The 18,602-nt window shown below is 34.9% G+C and carries 16 protein-coding genes; 15 read left to right on the forward strand and 1 reads right to left on the reverse strand.

All coding sequences use genetic code 11. From position 1 onward, the window contains the following. The first annotated feature begins 11 nt into the window (after positions 1–11). From KTB61_RS00855 to yajC, 12 genes are all read left to right on the forward strand, one after another. Positions 12–437, forward strand: coding sequence for a DUF1700 domain-containing protein (locus KTB61_RS00855; protein WP_216696611.1), 426 nt, complete (start codon positions 12–14; stop codon positions 435–437). A 14-nt stretch (positions 438–451) separates the two neighbouring features. Then, entirely contained in the window at positions 452–1,585 is a 1,134-nt protein-coding gene (locus tag KTB61_RS00860) for a M20 metallopeptidase family protein (RefSeq protein WP_216696612.1), read from the forward strand. 96 nt (positions 1,586–1,681) lie between these two features. Next, on the forward strand, positions 1,682–3,169 hold the full coding sequence (thrC, locus tag KTB61_RS00865) for a threonine synthase (RefSeq protein ID WP_075759135.1): 1,488 nt from the start codon (positions 1,682–1,684) through the stop codon (positions 3,167–3,169). Positions 3,170–3,600: 431 nt separating this feature from the next. After that, positions 3,601–7,251, forward strand: a complete 3,651-nt coding sequence (locus KTB61_RS00870; RefSeq protein ID WP_216696613.1) for an isopeptide-forming domain-containing fimbrial protein — start codon at positions 3,601–3,603, stop codon at positions 7,249–7,251. A gap of 15 nt (positions 7,252–7,266) precedes the next feature. Next, on the forward strand, positions 7,267–7,557 hold the full coding sequence (locus KTB61_RS00875) for a hypothetical protein (protein ID WP_075759133.1): 291 nt from the start codon (positions 7,267–7,269) through the stop codon (positions 7,555–7,557). 89 nt (positions 7,558–7,646) lie between these two features. Then, on the forward strand, positions 7,647–8,399 hold the full coding sequence (locus tag KTB61_RS00880) for a PP2C family protein-serine/threonine phosphatase (RefSeq protein ID WP_216696614.1): 753 nt from the start codon (positions 7,647–7,649) through the stop codon (positions 8,397–8,399). Beyond that, complete coding sequence (locus tag KTB61_RS00885; protein WP_075759131.1) at positions 8,369–9,778, forward strand: serine/threonine-protein kinase; 1,410 nt, start codon at positions 8,369–8,371, stop codon at positions 9,776–9,778. The genes KTB61_RS00880 and KTB61_RS00885 overlap by 31 nt, the downstream gene beginning before the upstream one ends. Next, on the forward strand, positions 9,775–11,862 hold the full coding sequence (locus tag KTB61_RS00890) for a hypothetical protein (RefSeq protein WP_216696615.1): 2,088 nt from the start codon (positions 9,775–9,777) through the stop codon (positions 11,860–11,862). Before KTB61_RS00885 ends, KTB61_RS00890 begins: the two co-directional genes overlap by 4 nt. A gap of 62 nt (positions 11,863–11,924) precedes the next feature. Beyond that, positions 11,925–12,626 carry a S1 RNA-binding domain-containing protein gene (locus KTB61_RS00895; RefSeq protein WP_075759129.1) on the forward strand — a complete coding sequence of 234 codons (702 nt, stop codon included), beginning with the start codon at positions 11,925–11,927 and terminating at the stop codon, positions 12,624–12,626. Between the two features lie 12 nt (positions 12,627–12,638). Further along, positions 12,639–13,736, forward strand: coding sequence for a chorismate synthase (aroC, locus tag KTB61_RS00900; protein WP_216696616.1), 1,098 nt, complete (start codon positions 12,639–12,641; stop codon positions 13,734–13,736). A gap of 10 nt (positions 13,737–13,746) precedes the next feature. Then, a complete protein-coding gene (tgt, locus tag KTB61_RS00905) occupies positions 13,747–14,871 on the forward strand; it encodes a tRNA guanosine(34) transglycosylase Tgt (protein ID WP_075760522.1) in 1,125 nt (374 codons plus the stop codon). Between the two features lie 27 nt (positions 14,872–14,898). Next, positions 14,899–15,192: a preprotein translocase subunit YajC gene (yajC, locus tag KTB61_RS00910; protein ID WP_075759127.1), complete on the forward strand. Its 294-nt coding sequence runs from the start codon at positions 14,899–14,901 to the stop codon at positions 15,190–15,192. Between the two features lie 42 nt (positions 15,193–15,234). On the opposite strand, the gene KTB61_RS00915 is transcribed toward yajC, so the two are convergent. Then, positions 15,235–16,080 (reverse strand): PHP domain-containing protein, encoded by an 846-nt coding sequence (locus KTB61_RS00915; RefSeq protein ID WP_216696617.1) that lies wholly within the window; start codon positions 16,078–16,080, stop codon positions 15,235–15,237. Positions 16,081–16,179: 99 nt separating this feature from the next. Here KTB61_RS00915 and KTB61_RS00920 point away from each other — a divergent pair, with 99 nt between their 5' ends. The 3 genes from KTB61_RS00920 to scfA all read left to right on the forward strand — a co-directional run bounded on the left by KTB61_RS00920 (position 16,180) and on the right by scfA (position 18,509). Then, positions 16,180–16,542, forward strand: a complete 363-nt coding sequence (locus tag KTB61_RS00920) for a TIGR04086 family membrane protein (protein WP_216696618.1) — start codon at positions 16,180–16,182, stop codon at positions 16,540–16,542. A 158-nt stretch (positions 16,543–16,700) separates the two neighbouring features. Next, positions 16,701–18,284 carry a DEAD/DEAH box helicase gene (locus KTB61_RS00925; RefSeq protein WP_075759124.1) on the forward strand — a complete coding sequence of 528 codons (1,584 nt, stop codon included), beginning with the start codon at positions 16,701–16,703 and terminating at the stop codon, positions 18,282–18,284. Between the two features lie 81 nt (positions 18,285–18,365). Next, complete coding sequence (gene scfA / locus KTB61_RS00930; RefSeq protein ID WP_009203580.1) at positions 18,366–18,509, forward strand: six-cysteine ranthipeptide SCIFF; 144 nt, start codon at positions 18,366–18,368, stop codon at positions 18,507–18,509. Positions 18,510–18,602: the final 93 nt, after the last annotated feature.

Below are 18,602 nucleotides of genomic sequence, written 5' to 3' on the forward strand. Positions count from 1 at the left end.
TGGAGATAATTATGACAAAAAAAGAATTTATCAGCCAGCTGAAAGATACATTAGAAGGAATGGTACCGGCGTCAGTGTTACATGAGAATATTCAGTATTATGAGAAATATTTTTATGAAAAGATATCAGAAGGAAAAACAGAGGCAGAAATTTCAGAGGAACTTGGGAATCCGCGACTGATTGGGAAATCAATTATTGAAGCAAATGGTGATCAGCAGATATATTATGATGAAGAACCAGAAGAAAAAGAGGAATCTTATACTCGTACCAGAGTATATACTGCAGATTCCAGAAAGTTTAAAATAGGTTGTGCAATTACTGTATTTCTGATTTTAGTGGCATTAATTGCAATTTTTAAAGTTGTTTTGACATTTTTAGGGCCAATTTTTATTATAGGAATCGTAATTTATTTCATTTATCAGATATTACATCGATAAAGAAGGGATCAGGTATGAATATTACAGAAGCAACATCTAAAATAGAAAAAGATCTGATAGAATTTCGAAGATATCTTCATCAGTGCCCGGAGACTGCATATCATGAAATGATGACTATGGAGTATATTCGTGAACATCTGGAAGAATGGGGGATATCTTATCGGATTCTTGATCCATCAGGAATTCTTGCAGTAGTTGGAAGTGGAAAGAAAACCATTGCATTACGGGCAGATATGGATGCATTGGAAGTGATGGAGGAGACTGGATTAGATTTTACATCAAGAAATGACGGATATATGCATGCATGTGGACATGATGGACACGTAGCTATTTTAATGGCGGCAGCAAAAATATTAAAAGAGCATGAAGATGAACTTGATAAAAAAATAATTTTTATTTTTCAGCCTGCAGAGGAAACAGCACAGGGTTCCAGAGATATTCTGGAAACGGGAATTTTAAAAGGTATTGATGCAATTTATGGATTGCATATTTTTTCTGGAATTGAAGCAGGAAAAATTTCCCTGGAACCAGGACCGAGAATGGCTGCTACAAACTGGTTTTCTATTCGAATAGAAGGGAAATCCGGACATGCAGGAAAGCCACATGAGTGTGTGGATGCAGTTACAGCTGCAGCATCTCTTATTATGAATCTCCAGACAATTGTCAGTCGAAATATAAATCCGCTGGAAAGTGCTGTTTTGACAATTGGAAAAGTTACTGCAGGTACAGCAAGAAATGTGGTGGCGGGAGAAGCGGTTTTAGAGGGTACAGTTCGGACTTTTTCGAAAAAAGTTGAAGAAAAAATGAAAGAAAGAATCATGGTCATGGCAGAATCTGCGGCAAAGATGTATGACACAGATATTATGGTGGATTATCAGCCATCGAGTCATCCGGCACTGATAAACGATTACAACATTGTAATGGAAGCCAGGAAAAAAGCCCAGGAAGTATTTAAACCAGAAGAATTTGTTCATGTTCCAGCGATGATGCTGGGAGAGGATTTTTCCAATTATCTTGAAGAAATTGATGGATGTTTTGCATTTGTTGGTGGTGGAGGAGCTTATCCAAACCATCATGGAAAGTTTGATTTTGATGAGAAGGCTTTGATTCAGGGTGTAAAACTTATGCTGACATTTGCTTTTGTATAAGATATTGAGCAAGAAAAGATATTGTAGCAGAGATAAACATATGATATAATCAGAAACCAAAAGAAACACATATTATAGAAGAAAAGGTAGGGAAATATGAATTTAGTATATCGCAGTACAAGAAATGGTGAAGAAACAGCAACTGCATCTGAAGCTATTCTAAAAGGGCTGACCAGTGATGGAGGATTATTTGTCCCAGACAGTATTCCAAAATTAAATGTAGCACTGGAAGATTTAACCAAGATGTCTTACCAGGAGATTGCTTATGCGGTTATGAAAGAATTCCTGACAGATTTTACAGAAGAGGAATTGAAAAACTGCATTAATAATGCATATGACAGTAAATTTGATACAGCAGAGATTGCACCGATGGTAAAAGTTGGAGATGCATACTATCTTGAATTATTCCATGGTTCAACTATTGCTTTTAAGGATATGGCACTGTCTATTCTTCCACATTTACTTGTTACATCTGCACGAAAAAATCACGTGGAAAATGAGATCGTAATCCTTACTGCCACTTCTGGAGATACAGGAAAAGCAGCTTTGGCAGGATTTGCTGATGTGCCAGGTACAAAGATTATTGTATTTTATCCAAAATCAGGTGTTAGTCCAATTCAGGAAAAACAGATGATCACACAAAAAGGTGAAAATACATATGTTATTGGAATCAAAGGAAACTTTGATGATGCCCAGACTGGTGTTAAAAAGATGTTTTCTAATAAAGAACTGGCAGAAGTGATGAATGGAAAAGGATTCCAGTTTTCTTCTGCGAACTCAATTAACATTGGACGTTTGGTTCCACAGGTTGTATATTATGTGAAAGCCTACGCTGACATGCTCAGAAATGGTGCAGTTAAACCGGGAGAACCTATAAATGTTGTTGTTCCAACAGGAAACTTTGGAAATATTCTGGCATCATTTTATGCAAAACAGATGGGAATTCCTATTGGAAAATTTGTATGTGCATCTAATGAAAATAAAGTACTCTTTGATTTCTTCCAGACAGGAGAATATGATCGTAGGAGAGAGTTTGTTGTAACAACATCTCCATCTATGGATATTTTAATTTCAAGCAACCTTGAGCGTATGATTTACAGAATCGCAGGAAATGATCCTGTTCAATGTTCTGCATTTATGAAAGCTTTGACAGAAGATGGTGCTTATACTATTTCAGATGAAATGAAAGCACAGCTGGGAGAATTTTTTGGAGCTTATGCTACAGAAGAAGAAACTGCAGCAAAGATAAAAGAAGTTTATGAAGCAGAGAAATATGTAATGGATACACATACATCAGTAGCTGCAGTGGCATACGAAAAATACAAAACAGCAACTAAAGATCAGACACCAACAGTTATTGCTTCAACAGCCAGCCCATATAAGTTTACAAGAAGTGTAATGGACGCCATTGATCCGGCATATGATACTAAGACTGATTTTGAGCTGGTAGATGAATTAAATAAGATTTCAAAAGTTGCAATACCAAAAGCAATTGAAGAAATTCGTACAGCACCTGTTTTACATAATACAGTATGTGAAACTGAAGAAATGGAAGCAGAAGTTAAAAAGATTTTAGGACTGTAAATATTATACTGTAATTATAAGTTAGAAAAAGCAATTCATGAAAAATGAGTTGCTTTTTTTGTTAACTTATGATACATTGTTGTATAGAAGATAGGGAATATTTGGAAATAAATACAATTTTACCAATTTATCTTATTGATAACAGCATTTCTAACGCATATGCGTTCTACATTTCTGTGAATGATTGATATCCGGGAGATTTTTACAATTGAATAAGACCATTTTTCGATACATTCTGTTTAGACATATTCCGCCATGATCTGATAGTCCGGGGAGCGATAAAATGGATATGATAATGATACTTCTGCATGGTCATGGAGGTGAGTGCAGCCTGTCATAAGAATGAGGGGAGCCTAAAAAGGGTTATGAGACTTTTGTCTGTCGGGAAATGAGGAAAAACTGAGGTTTAGACAGAACAAAGGAGACTTATTATGAAAATGAAAGTTTTAAGGAAAAAATGGAAAGTTTTTATTTTGATAGCAGGCGTTTTTTTATCATGGTTATATTCGTCCATCAGAGTATATGCTCAGTTAAATACAGATGGTGCAGAGAAAATCAATGCAGGATGGAAAGATGAACATCATCAGTTTTCATCGTTTGATGATGAAGATGCATTGAAGGTCGATGCATCCTATGGATTTAAATTGAAAATGACCAGTGAGACTAAAACAATCGTAACAGTGGGAAAAACCACAACGGATCTTCCGGATATTAGTATTCCGGATGAACTAAGAAAATTTACATGGTTTAAAACAAGTGAAAACAAACCAGGAAGCATAGCAGTGAAAAAAACCAATATGGAAATATATCAATGTGAAGCAGACGGAAGTAAGGGACATTGGGAAAAAATCGATCTTTTGATGACAGTATCCGCCATAGAAAAATATGAAAATCAGGATGGATATGTGGCAATAGGAAATGGAATAAGCGGCTGTTCCTATATTGGTATTGAAGAAATGACTATGAAAAGTCAATTTTTTAAAGCAGGAACGCAAACACCTGTGACAATAAAAAGTAATGTGACGTTAAAAGATATTGATACAAAACAGTATATCGGCGTGAAAGCAGATAGTATTCATGGACAGTATGTATCAGGAAATACAAAACTCAGTTACAAAAAAACAAATGGTATGAATATTTACTATGCAGATTTTGAAACAGATTATGACAGTGAAGATTTCACGTGTGCAGGTTTTACTTTTATTTCCAGCTGTTTTGAATATACCTTTGGAAGGAATCTGAATCGTCAGCCGACAAGACAGGAGCAATATGTGGGATCTGGACAAAATATGGTAAAATTTGATTCACCTGATCCAAGGAAGTATATTTCTGATGAAGATCGAAACAGAACTGAAAAGTATCAGGGCAGGAGTCTTGGAGATTCATGGACATATGAAATTGATCAGGCAATAGCAGGTGAAATACCACAGGCACATTATTTTAAAAAATTCATGTTTAAAGATCAGATTGAAAAATGTTTGAAAATTTTGAATGTAAAAATAATGGGAGATGGTAAAGATGTTACCGATGATTTTTCGATTGAAACAAAAGATAATCTGGTAACAGCTTTATTAAAAAATCCAAAAGACCCTTCTTTTTATGAGAAAAGTCTTTATACGATGAAAATTAAAGTAAAAATGGATATACCGGAAAATTCAGGGAAGCAACAGTTAGACAATCTACGGGAAATATGGAAACAGCATGGCCATTATGACTCTACAAGTACTGTATTAACAGAAACAAATAAGGCTGAAACCATTGTAGATGAAAGGACAGCACCAACCAATCAGGTAATAACAGAGATTGAATTGCCGGAAGAAGAGAAAGATGTTCCGGGGTTAAAAATAATTAAGGAAACACCTAAGTATGAATATCAGGCAAAAGATAAGGTGAATTACAAAGTTACTGTAAAAAATACCAATGAAAATGCTGACACTGCATATTTTACTATTCAGGATATTTCATTGCCGGGTAATATGAAAATTCAAAAGGATTCTGTTAAAGTCACCGGAATTGAAGAGGGGCAGTATATACTGGAGGAGGTGAAAAATGGATGGATCTTAAAATCAAAAGGAGATTATGCTCAGCCATGGAATAAGGATATTGTGATTTCATATACAGCTGTTGCAGAGGTGTCCACCAATGGAACATTAGTGGATAATACAGCGTCCGCATGGGCAGCAGGAATTCCACAGACATATGATGATTGTCAGGTTTATATTAATTCACCAAAGACAGAAGTTGTAAAGTCTGCTCCTGAAAAAGTCTATAAACAGGGAGACCATATATCGTATAAAATTGAGCTTACCAATAAAAATCCGGGAACTTTTATGCAAAATATAGAATTCTCTGATCAGATTCGAACGGATGGGGTTCGCCTTGTCCCTGGAAGTCTTGCAATTATGTCAGGAGAAAAAGATATTACAAAGGATTGTAACATTTCATATAGTAAAGACGGAAGAAGCTATCGTGTTTCAACGCCATTGGAGTTGAAAAATGGTTCTATTCCAGCTATTGAATCTGAGACGGGAAGGAGTACAGGAGATTATGATGATTTATGGTTATCAGATAACATACAGGTTACTTATCAGACACTGATCGAGAAAGATGGATTAGAAGGTGCCAGTATTTTAAATACTTTTGTAGCTCCGGCTACAAAAAATACAAATGGTGATCTTATTAAAGAAGATCAGGAAATTCCTTCAGGCGGAGGGAAAGCAGAGGAAACTGTAAAAGTGAAAGCGCCACAGCTTCAGATTGTAAAAGAATCAGACAAAAAGGAATATGGAGTAGGGGAAAAGGGGCTGTATACTTTAAAAATAACCCAGAAAAAAGAAAATCTGATAGCCTGTAATGTTAAAGTGACAGATACATTTGCTCAAACAGGTATGGAGACATCGGAAATAAAAGTGCTTCTAAATGATAAGGATATTACAGATGATTGCAGAATAAATCATATGAGCCAGTCTTTTTGTATAGAAACAGGGAAAAATCTTGGAGAAGATGATATTTTAAAGATTACATATAAAGTATATTTTAAAGAAAAGATTGTCGGGGAAATAAAGAACACAGCTGTTGCAGAAAGTGATAATACTTTAAAAGTTCAGGATGAAAATATTGTTACCCTTCAGTCGCCTGCATTGGACATTGAGAAAGATTCAGACAATACTGTTTACAAAGAGGGACAGATGGGAATCTATCAGCTCAAAGTTACGCAAAAGAATAAAGGAATGATAGCTCATCAGGTTGTTATTGAGGATTCTTTTGAGAAAGAAGGAATGGAGATTTCAGGAATCAAAGTAAAATATAATGGGACAGATATTACAAAAGATTGTGAAATTATTTTATCTGAAGGACAAAATCAATTTCAAATCCATACAGGAAAAGATTTAAGTGATAAAGACCATATATTGATAATTTATCATGTTCTATTTAAGAAAATGATTTCCGGCAATATATTAAATACAGCAAAAACCTATGGAAAAGATGCAGATATATGTCAGGATGAAAATATTGTTACAATGGATGTTGTTATACCTGAATTATCTATATTTAAGAGCTCTTCAAAATCTGTTTTAAAGAAGGGAGATATTAGTGAATATCAGGTTACTGTGCTACAGACAATAAAAGATGCCATTGCTAAAAATGTGGTTATTTCAGACAAATTATATCAAGAAGGAGTAGTAATCTGCACAGATACAATACGAGTAACAGATCCTGAAGGAAGAGATATTACTAAAAACTGTAAAATTAACGCAGATGAAAACAGTTATATTATCCAGACAGGGCAGAATCTCTCTTATGATCAGAAAATGGTTGTTTCTTATAAAGTTAAAATTTTAAAAGTTAAAAGCAAAAAACTTATCAATATAGCATCTGCAAAGGGAGATAATACAAAAAAAGTCAGTGCAAAAAATACGGTGAAATTGCAAAAAGAATCTTATGTAAATGGAACTTCAGGTCAGAATACCGAGGTGCCGAAAACAGGAGAAAAGAGCTGGATACCGTGGCTTGTTCTATTAATCGTCGCAGGCGCTTCCCTTGTTTTTTCTTGCGGAAAAAGGTATAATAGAAAAAAATAATAGGAGTGAGCGCTTATGGCAAAAGATTTTTTTGGTCGGCTGGAAGAGACTATTTCCACAAAAGGGAAGGTCGCTGCTAATAAGGCGAAAGAAGTAGCTGATTCAGCCAAAAGACACAATGATATTCGTGTAGCAAAAAAACAGCTCAATGATCTGTATCAACAGGTAGGAAAGATGTATTTTGAGGAAACCATGGATTATCCTCAGGCGGATTATATTGATTTATTTAATCTGATTGAAAAGCTTCGTGGTGATATTGAGATTCTTCAAAAAGAAATCGATGGAGAAGAAGATACAGAAGAATAAGAAAGACCTTGCAGAGAGTAATTCTTTGCAAGGTTTTTTCTATGCAGGGAAAGCAAAATGATTTCCCTTGGTCTTTGAAAGGAGTATATATGATTCATTCAGTTGAAATGACAGATATTGGAAATGGGCGTCCGACAAATCAGGACGCTTATTTGTTAAAACAAAGAGAATATAAAGGAAGATTGTATTTACTGGCTGCGGTATGTGATGGAATGGGAGGATTACGTCGGGGAGAAATAGCAAGCAGATATATTATTGAAATACTAAAACAGTGGTTTGAAGAATCACTTCCTGCTTTTCTGGAGAATGGAAATATAAAAGATATACAAAAGGAGTTGATTCGTTTAATAAAAAAAGCAAATAGCAATCTTTTACTTATGAGCCAGGGAGTAGAGGATGCCATGGGAAGTACATTAACGTTGCTGTTTGTTATGGATCATCAGTTTTTTGTATTAAATGTGGGAGATTCCAGAACATATTGGTTTGACCACAGAAGAAAGTATGTAACAACGGATCATACGTTGGTTCAGCTTGAAGTTAAAGCAGGACATTTAAGTAAAGAACAGGCACGAAAAGATCCAAGAAGACATATTTTGATACAATGTGTTGGTGTTACAAAAGATATACGAGTGGATTGTTATAATGGACGACTTCGACCTGGGATGGAGTTTTTACTCTGTACCGATGGTTTTTATAGTTTGCTTGAGGAAGAAGAAATATATCAGGTAGATGCATCAGAGGAAATAATGAAAATATGGGTGAAAAGATGTTTTCAAAAAGTAAAGGAGAGGGGGGAGCTGGATAATCTTTCATGTATTTTAATAAAAGTTCCGGAAAAATAATATTAAAAAGATTTCAAATATTGTCTTTGCTGGGAGAAGGAGGAATGGGGAAAGTCTTTTTAGTCCGTGAACAGGGTACAGGAAAAAAATATGCCATAAAATCTATTGATTATAATTTACAGGGATGGAAGGAAAAAAGTGTTTTTGAGGAGGTATCAGGTAATGATGGAATTCCTGATTATTACGGTTATGAGATAGAAGATGGAAAATTATATTTAATTATGGAATATCTTCAGGGAATGAATATGAGAGAATACATTAGAGTTCATGGTATGCCAAATTGCAAACGGTATCTTAAGTGGGGCATACAGTTGTGTCAGATACTGGAGTGGATACATAAGGGAAAAAACAAGATAGTATATATGGATTTGAAACCAGAAAATATTATGATACATTCTTCAAAAAAACTATATCTTGTGGATTTTGGTGCTTCTGTCTATTTTGGAGAGAATAATACTGGCTGTGGAACTAAAGGTTTTGCTGCTCCAGAACAATATATTCCAGGACATAAAGCTGATGTAAAGGCAGATATATTTAGCTTAGGGAAAATATTAGATTACTGCTGTCCTGAAAAAATGAGGAAAAAGATGGGGAATATTATAGGTATCTGTACATCTAAAAGTTTGGATAAGCGTTATAAGGATGTAAAAGATGTGGAAATGGAGTTATTAAAACTGGTAAAAAAAGAAAGGGTAAAAAAACAGATTTTTTGTGCCGGTATTCTGATTATTTTTATTCAGATTTTGTGGAAACCTGAAAAGAAAGAAAATGTTTCTTTTATATCACCATGGAAAAGTCTGGAAAAATGGGAAAATGATGAAGAAGGTAAAAAAGATTATAAAGATTTATGGAGAAATCTTTATCTTTGTGAGAAAGATTCCAAAAGTTTTTTCAGGAAGAAATATATTTTAAAAATGTACATTACCTATGAAGATTATCTTGAAAAGTATGGAAGTCCATTGAAAAAAGCCCTGAAAATAATTGAAGATATGGAGATACAACAAAAAAAGTCAGAGAAAGAGTTTTTATTGAATGAGAAAGTGGAAATTTATGAAAGACTTGCCAATAAAGGTGAGAAAGAGCTTTTTGTATCTTTTATTCAAAGATATATGAAAAAGGAAGAAGAGCCTTACAGGGCATGGAATTATTATCGGCGATATCTGCTTTTTCAAGAAGAACATGGTAAAAAGATATACTCTGATTATGAAATATTTATAAAAAAGTATCCTCATTTTCCAGATGCATATATTGATTATTGTATATATCTGTGCCGTTATAACCAGTGGGAAAAAGCAAAACAGATATATAGAAAAGGAAAGAAGAAGGCAGATATTACTGGTAATAAGGCATCAAAGTTAAAGGAGAGATTGGGATTATGAGTGTATTAAAGATCAAAGGGGAAATAATATTTGGATTTTTCGTTGTTTTATGTTTTGCCTTTTGGACAGGGATACAGGTGAAAGGGGATGAAAAATTATGGGATTTGAAATTTACAGGAGGCGGAAATGCACCATATTTTCAAAGTAGTGTAAAATTAGAGATACAATTAGTAGAAAATGTTTTACCAGATGATATTAAACTGTTTGTGAATCATCAGGAGCAGGACGTTGAATGGCAGGATGAAACAATGGCAGAATTGTATTTCGAAAAAGAAGGAATCTATTCTATTAAAATAGAGCATGAAAGTGGACAAGAAGAAATAAAAACCATATATGTTGAAATAAATTCTCCGGAAAGACCGGAAATTGATGTTGGGGATTATAATCTGGGAACATGGACTTCAAAAAATATTAATATAAAAGCTAGAAAAGGGGAATCTTTGTCAGGAGTTTCACGGTATGAGTATAAATTTTTTGGACAATCATGGACAACTATGAAAGATGGTCAGCTGACTCTTGATGAAAATTTTGAAGGTGTCATTTCCTTTCGGACTGTTTCCAATGCAGGACAAGAGGGAAGCATAGTTACAATACCTGTTCGATTGTGGAAAACTTCACCTGATCCACCTGAATTTGTGCAGAATCATTTTAAGGAAAATGGATGGTATCAAAAAATTCCAGAAATAAAATGTAGGATTTTAAAGGAAAAAGGTCCTGAAGTTTTCTTTTTTGCAAAAATGAAAAATGTAACAACAGGCGAAACCTGTACTATGAAAAATAAGATTCCACAAGCGAAAGAAGATGGAATATATAAATGGTATGGGTGGTGCGTTGATGAAGCTGGAAATATATCAAATCAGTCGGAAACTGATTATGTGAAGATTGATCGGTTAGAACCGCAGATAAAAGTGAAATATATATATCCATTTAGAAATTCTGAATATTGTAAAAAACAAAAAGTAAAAATATATATCAGAGATTTAAATCTGAATAAACAAGATGTTCAGATAGAGACAACTGGGAGAATAGGTTCTCAGTGGAAAAATTTTTCAAATGGATATAGTATTGTTGTAGACTTTTCTTCAGAAGGGAAACAGTATTTAAGTATCAAAGCAAAAGATTATGCAGGAAATCAAAGCAATACCATAAAAAAACAATTTCAAATTGATAATGAGAGACCTAAGATTATTCTTGATGGAATCAGAGATTATGATTCATATAAAAATAATGTAAAAATTAAGATAATGATATCAGATTCCAATCGAAAAAAAGATAGTGAAAGAATTTATCTTAATGGAGACAGATGGATACCAGCTACAATAAAAAAAGATGGCTATTATTGTCTGGAAATATATGCAAAAGATTATGCAGGGAATTTTTCGAAAGTCAAAAGACATTTTATTGTAAATAAAAAGGGAATTAAAATACAATTATCAGATAAAAATCTTCAAAATAGCTATATTCGAAAGAAAAAATTTATTCCGGCTTTTAAGGTGGAAAGTCTAGAACCTGTTCAAGTAGTAAAATATAAAATAAACGGGGAAAATAAGGAATATAGATGGAACGGTAATTTATTGGAAGCAAGGGAACCGATAAAAAGTGATGGGAAATATGTAATAGAAGCATTATTGATTGATTCCTCTGGAAATACGGCAGAGTCAGAAAAAATGAAATTTGTTTATGATACAGAAGCACCTGAGATTATGATGAATGGAATAGATAGTAACCATAACAGCTGGTATGGTCAGAAGATTCGGATCCAGACTAAAAAGAAAGAAGATAAGTTTGTCAGAATAATTTTAGATGGAGTTCCAATAAAGTTTAAAAGAAATCTGGTGATTTTAAAGATATTAGAACCAGGTAAACATCTGATTCATGTTAAATCTACAGACAGAGCAGGAAATTTAACAAATTTAACCATGAAGTTTGCGGTTAAAAAGATTACGCCAAAACAGATGGTCAAAGTGGTAAAAGGGAAACAGAGAAAACAGCATAAAGATGATGATCGATGCTTATTGGTAATATTATTTGTTTTTTTGTGGCTGGCTGTAAGAATTAGAAAAAAGGAAGTTACAAGGTTATAATCTTAATAAATCTATGCTATAATATTATTCATGTATGTTTTATTAGATGGAGGAAAAGAATTATGGCAGAAGAAATAAAAGAAACAAACGAAGACTTTGGAAAAGCACTGGAAGAATCTTTAGAGAAAGCAGAAAACAGTGAAGCAATGGTATGGGCAAATCTGGAACAGATGAAAGAAGAAGGTACAGTTCTTTCCCTGACTGTTGGTGGAGTAGTAAATGGAGGAGTAATCGTTTACGTGGAAGGTGTTCGAGGATTTATTCCAGCTTCTTTATTATCCACAAAGTATGTGGAGGATTTAAATGTGTGGCTTCAGAAAGAGGTAGAGGCAAAGATTATCACAGTTGAAGAAGAAAATCAGAGACTTGTTTTATCAGCAAAGGCTGTGGAAATTGAGAAAGAACATGCAGCTTTACAGGAAAAAATTCAGCAGCTGAAAGTTGGAACAGTGGTAGAAGGTACTGTAGAAAATCTTATGCCATATGGTGCGTTTGTTGATATTGGTGATGGAATCAGCGGATTAATCCATATTTCCCAGTTCAGTAAAAAAAGAATTAAAAGTCCGGAAGAGATGGTAAAAGAAGGACAGAAGGTAACAGTTAAAATTATAAAAGTTGCTGATGGAAAAGTAAGTCTGAGCATGAAAGCTTTAGAAGAAGATGCTGAAGAAGAAAAGAAAGCAAAAGAAACAGGTATAGAATATACAGAGAAAGAGGCAGCAGGAACAAGTCTTGGAGATTTGTTGGCTAATATTAAGTTATAGAGGGGATTACATATGGCAGGATCAAGTTTTGGAACATTATTTCAGATAACCACATGGGGAGAAACTCATGGTGCCGGTCTTGGCGTTGTGGTTGATGGATGTCCGGCAGGTTTAGAACTCTGTGAAGATGATATACAGAAATATCTGGATCGAAGAAAACCAGGACAGTCCCGATATACAACTCAGAGAAAAGAAGGGGACAGAGTTTCTATTTTGTCAGGTGTTTTTGAAGGTAGAACTACAGGAACACCAATTTCTATGGTTGTTTACAATGAAAATCAGAAATCCAGAGATTATAGTAATATAAAGGATGTTTATCGACCTGGACATGCAGATTATACTTATGATATGAAATATGGTTTCCGTGATTACAGAGGAGGAGGTCGTTCTTCAGGAAGAGAAACCATTGGGCGTGTGGCAGCAGGAGCAATTGCAGCAAAAGTCCTTAGTGAACTTGGAATTCAGATTACAGCCTATGCTGAGTCTATTGCCGGAATCAAGATTTCCCGTAATCATTTCAATAAAGATGAAATTCAAAATAATCCTTTTTATATGCCAGATGCACAGGCAGCTGCTAAAGTGCAGGAAAAAGCAGATCGGATGATAAAGGAGATGGATTCTGTAGGTGGAACCATTGAATGTGTTATTACAGGAATGAAACCAGGAATAGGAGATCCGGTCTTTGATAAATTAAGTGCACAGCTTGGAAAAGCAGTTTTATCAATTGGTGCTGTAAAAGGATTTGAAATCGGAGATGGATTTCAGGCGGCAGATGCAAAAGGATCAGAAAATAATGATGCTTTTATGATGCAGGGAGAGAATGTTCTTAAATGTACCAATCATTCAGGCGGTATTTTAGGGGGAATCAGTGATGGAAGTACAATTTTATTCAGAGCGGCAGTAAAGCCAACTCCTTCTATTGCACAGACTCAGAAAACAGTAAACAGAGATGGTCAGGATGTGGAAATTGAGATTCATGGACGACATGATCCAATGATTGTCCCGCGTGCAGTTGTTGTGGTAGAATCTATGGCAGCTATTACAATTCTGGATGGATTATTGAAGAATCTTGCAGCAACAATGGATAATGTAAAAAAACTTTATGAATAATGGTGAAATAATGTATGAATTAATAGCAAAAGATGGAAGAGCAAAGCGAGGACGTCTTAAAACTGTTCATGGCACAATTGAGACACCTGTTTTTATGAATGTAGGAACAGTGGCAGCGATTAAAGGTGCAGTAAGTACAGATGATCTAAGGGCGATTGGAACACAGGTTGAATTATCTAATACCTATCATCTTCATGTGCGAACTGGAGATAAGTTGATTAAAGAATATGGAGGACTTCACAAATTTATGAATTGGGATCGGCCGATTCTTACAGATTCTGGAGGATTCCAGGTATTTTCACTTGCAAAACTTAGAAAAATTAAAGAAGAGGGAGTTTCATTTTCTTCTCACATCGATGGAAGAAAAATATTTATGGGTCCTGAGGAAAGTATGCAGATCCAATCAAATCTCGGCTCAACAATTGCCATGGCGTTTGATGAATGTCCGCCACATCCTGCGACAAGAGAGTATATGCAAAATTCAGTGGATCGAACTACAAGATGGCTTGAGCGTTGTAAAAAAGAAATGAATCGTCTTAATTCATTGGAAGGCACTGTAAATCCTAATCAGATGTTATTTGGAATAAATCAAGGTGGAACCTTTGAGGATATTAGAATTGCTCACGCAAAGACGATTTCAGATATGAATCTGGACGGATATGCTCTTGGGGGTCTTGCCGTAGGAGAAAGCCATGAGGAAATGTACCGTATTTTGGATGAGACAGTACCATACCTTCCGGAAAATAAACCTACGTATCTTATGGGGGTAGGGACACCTGCCAATATTCTGGAAGCAGTAGACCGTGGAGTGGATTTTTTTGATTGTGTATATCCAACAAGAAATGGACGACATGGACATGTGTATACTAATCATGGAAAGCTGAATTTGTTTAATAAGAAATATGAACTGGATCATCGCCCTATAGAAGAAGGATGTCAGTGTCCGGCGTGTAAAAGTTATAGCAGAGCGTATATACGGCATCTGTTAAAAGCGAAAGAAATGTTAGGAATGCGATTATGTGTCTTGCATAACTTATATTTTTATAATACAATGATGGGTGAGATTCGTGATGCCATAGAGGAAGGAAGATACAAAGAATATAAAAGTCAAAAACTCGAAGGCATGATGGGTTAATGATATCTTTAATTATGGAGGAAACAAATGAACGGAACAGGGTCAACAATTTTAATGCTTGTTTTACTGTTTGGAATGATGTACTTTTTAATGATTCGTCCACAGAAAAAACAGGAACAGGAAAAGAAAGAATTAATGGGATCTCTAGAGGTAGGAGATAGTGTTTTGACTGTTAGTGGTTTTTACGGGGTTATTGTGGATACTGTAGATGATAGTACAATCATCGTAGAATTTGGAAATGATAAACATTGTCGAATTCCAATGGAGAAAGCAGCAATTTCCGCAGTTGAAAAGGCAAATGCTCAGCAGGAAGAAGCGTAGAAAAAAGGAACCTGAAATAACAGGTTCCTTTTTTTCTTTTATTTATAAGGTGCCGGCAGATGCATGCTCCAGAAGATTAAATAGATGATCTGGAACATACATACCACCTCTTCCGGTTCCTATGACAATATCCGGTTTGTTGTTTCCGTGAAAGTCAGAACCTCCGGAACCTAAAAGGTGATATTTTTTCTGCCATTCCAGCAGTTTTGTTATCTGCCCCAGATGATGTGTGGAATGATATATTTCCAGTCCTTTTAACCCGTAGGTCATTAATTCTCTGATAAGATTCTCAATTTCAAGATTTGAGAAATGATATTGAAAGGGATGTGCCAGAACGGGAATACCATTTGCATCCAGTATAAGTTTTAAAGCATCTTTAGGATGAAAAAAAGGTTTTGGAAGATAATATTTACAAGTATCTCCTAAATATTTTTTAAATGCCTGATCAGAATTTTTACAAATACCTTCTTCAATAAGAACTCTGGAGAAATGGGCACGGGTAATTACTGTATTAGGATTTCCGTTTTGCAATTTTTCTAAAGTTATAGGGTATCCGTCTTTTTGAAACAGAGCAATCATATCAAGATTTCTCTGCATTCTCTTTTGTCGAAGATCAGAGAGAGTCTGGTTTAAAGTTTCACTTTTATAATTAATTCCATATCCTAATATATGAATTTCATGCTTAGGAGTATCACAGGAAATTTCGATACCAGGAAGGAAATGAATTTTTTGGGGAATGCTACACTCAATAATTTTAGGAATTCCTTCAGTAGTGTCGTGATCGGTGAGGGAAAATCCATAAAGTCCTTTTTCTGTTACCTTTTTAATAATGTCAGCAGGTGAACAAGTTCCATCGGAATAGGTGGAATGAATATGCAAATCTATCATAGTGTCTCCTTTATTTTAGATTTTATATTCTTAGTCTAACACAAAAAGGAATAGATGCCAAAATAATAGCATAAATTGATGATATGAGGAGGATGGTTTATGGAAGCGGGAAAAAAAAGTTTTATTGTAGTTCAGAGCCTGGTTATTTCTTATATTATTACAGGGATTATTTTATGTATTTTGGCCTTTCTTATGTATCAGTTAAGAAGTGGAGATAAGATTGCAAATGTTGGTATTACGATAACCTATATTATTTCTTCTGTTTTAGCGGGAGCCATGGTTGGTAAAAAGATAGGAAAAAGAAAATTTGTATGGGGACTTATAACCGGTATGCTGTATTTTCTGATTTTATTAGGAGTTTCTCTGCTGATTCATGAAAATACACTGCTGTTGTCAGGAGAAAAAATAACCGTATTTTTATTATGCACAGCAGGTGGTATGCTGGGTGGAATGATAGCATGAAGATATTTCCTTGACGTGCCTGAAAATAATATGATATATTTGATAACGTTACTCAAAGCGGATAAGTCTTTATTTTCAAAAGTTTGGAAGATGGAGAACATCTAGGGACTTATTCGCTTTGTTATTTTACGATCAAATAAGAAAGACAAGAAGGTATTATGGAAACAATTCAGTTTAATGACTTAAATTTAAATGAGAAAATATTAAGAGCAGTGAAAGAAATGGGATTTGAAGCGGCTTCACCAATTCAGGCAAAAACCATTCCTTTGGCATTAGAAGGAAAAGATCTTGTGGGACAGGCACAGACAGGAACAGGGAAAACGGCGGCTTTTGGAATCCCGGTATTGGAACTGCTGGATACCAAGTTGAAAAAGCCGCAGGCTATTATTTTATGTCCAACGAGGGAACTGGCAATTCAGGTTGCAGATGAACTTCGAAAATTGGCAAAATTTATGCATGGAGCAAAGGTGTTGCCAATATATGGAGGTCAGAATATAACCAATCAGATTCGTTCATTAAAAAATGGAGTGAATATTGTTGTTGGAACCCCTGGAAGAGTTATGGATCATTTGAGGCGTCATACGTTAAAAACAGATTTTATAAAAACAGTCATTTTAGATGAAGCAGATGAAATGTTAAATATGGGATTTCGTGAGGATATTGAGACGATTCTTGAACAATTGCCAGAGGAACGTCAAACATTGTTATTTTCTGCAACTATGCCAAAACCAATAATGGACTTGAGAAAAAAATATCAGAATAATGCCAAGGTAATAAAAGTTGTTCGAAAAGAATTAACTGTACCTAATATTGAGCAGTATTACTATGAGGTTCGTCCTAAGAAAAAACTCGAAGTTCTTTGCAGACTGCTGGATATGTATGCTCCAAAGTTATCTGTAGTATTTTGTAATACAAAGCGTATGGCAGATGAAGTGGCACAGCAGCTAAAGGACAGGGGATATTTTGCTGAAGGTCTTCATGGAGATTTGAAGCAGAGCCAGCGTGACAGAGTTATGAAAAGTTTTCGAACAGGACGCGTGGATATTCTCGTGGCAACAGATGTAGCCGCAAGAGGAATTGATGTTGATGATGTGGATGCGGTATTTAATTATGACCTTCCCCAGGATGATGAGTTTTATGTTCATCGAATTGGAAGAACAGGACGTGCAGGAAGAACAGGTAATGCATTTACTTTTGTAGCAGGAAAAGAAATATATAAACTTCGGGATATTATGCGTTACTGCAAAACAAAAATTAAAGCGATGCCAATTCCAAGTTATAATGATGTGCAGATGACTAAATCTGAAAATCTGCTTCAGGAAATCTCAGGAATTATTGATGATAATCATATGGACAAATATGTAGAAATGGTTGATGGGTTTATTAACGAAAGTGATTATACAGCTCTTGAGATAGCCGCTGCCTTTTTGAAGAAAAATCTCCAGGAAAATGATACAGAAATAAACTATGATGAATTTGAGGACACAGGTGCAGAAACAGGAATGGCCCGTCTTTTTATAAATATTGGAAGAAAAAATGGTGCAAGACCAGGAGATATTCTTGGTGCAATTGCAGGAGAATCAAATATTTCAGGAGATTTGGTAGGTGCAATCGATATGCATGATAAATATACCTTTGTAGAAGTGCCAAAGGATGTTGCCAGAGAGGTAATGTATAGCATGAAAAGAGCTAAAATAAAAGGGAAAACCATTAATATGGAACCTGCCAATAAAAAGTTATAAGAAAGAAATAGCCATTGTCAACTATAAAAGGATATGATATAATATTCCAAGTTATTTATTAGATAATAGGAGGAAGATAAGATGAAACATATTAAAACTCTGACAAATAAAACTTTACAAAATACTGTGAAAAAAGGTGGATGTGGAGAATGCCAGACATCTTGCCAGTCAGCTTGTAAAACATCTTGTACAGTAGGAAATCAGACTTGCGAACACAGTAAATAATCAAATAATGATTTGTAAGGTGAGGCGTTCCGTGGGGGCCGCCTCATTTCCTTATGTACAGATATTATTGTAAGAATATATAGAATAAAGGGA

This window comes from Anaerostipes faecalis (genome assembly GCF_018982945.1).
GTDB lineage: Bacteria > Bacillota > Clostridia > Lachnospirales > Lachnospiraceae > Anaerostipes > Anaerostipes faecalis.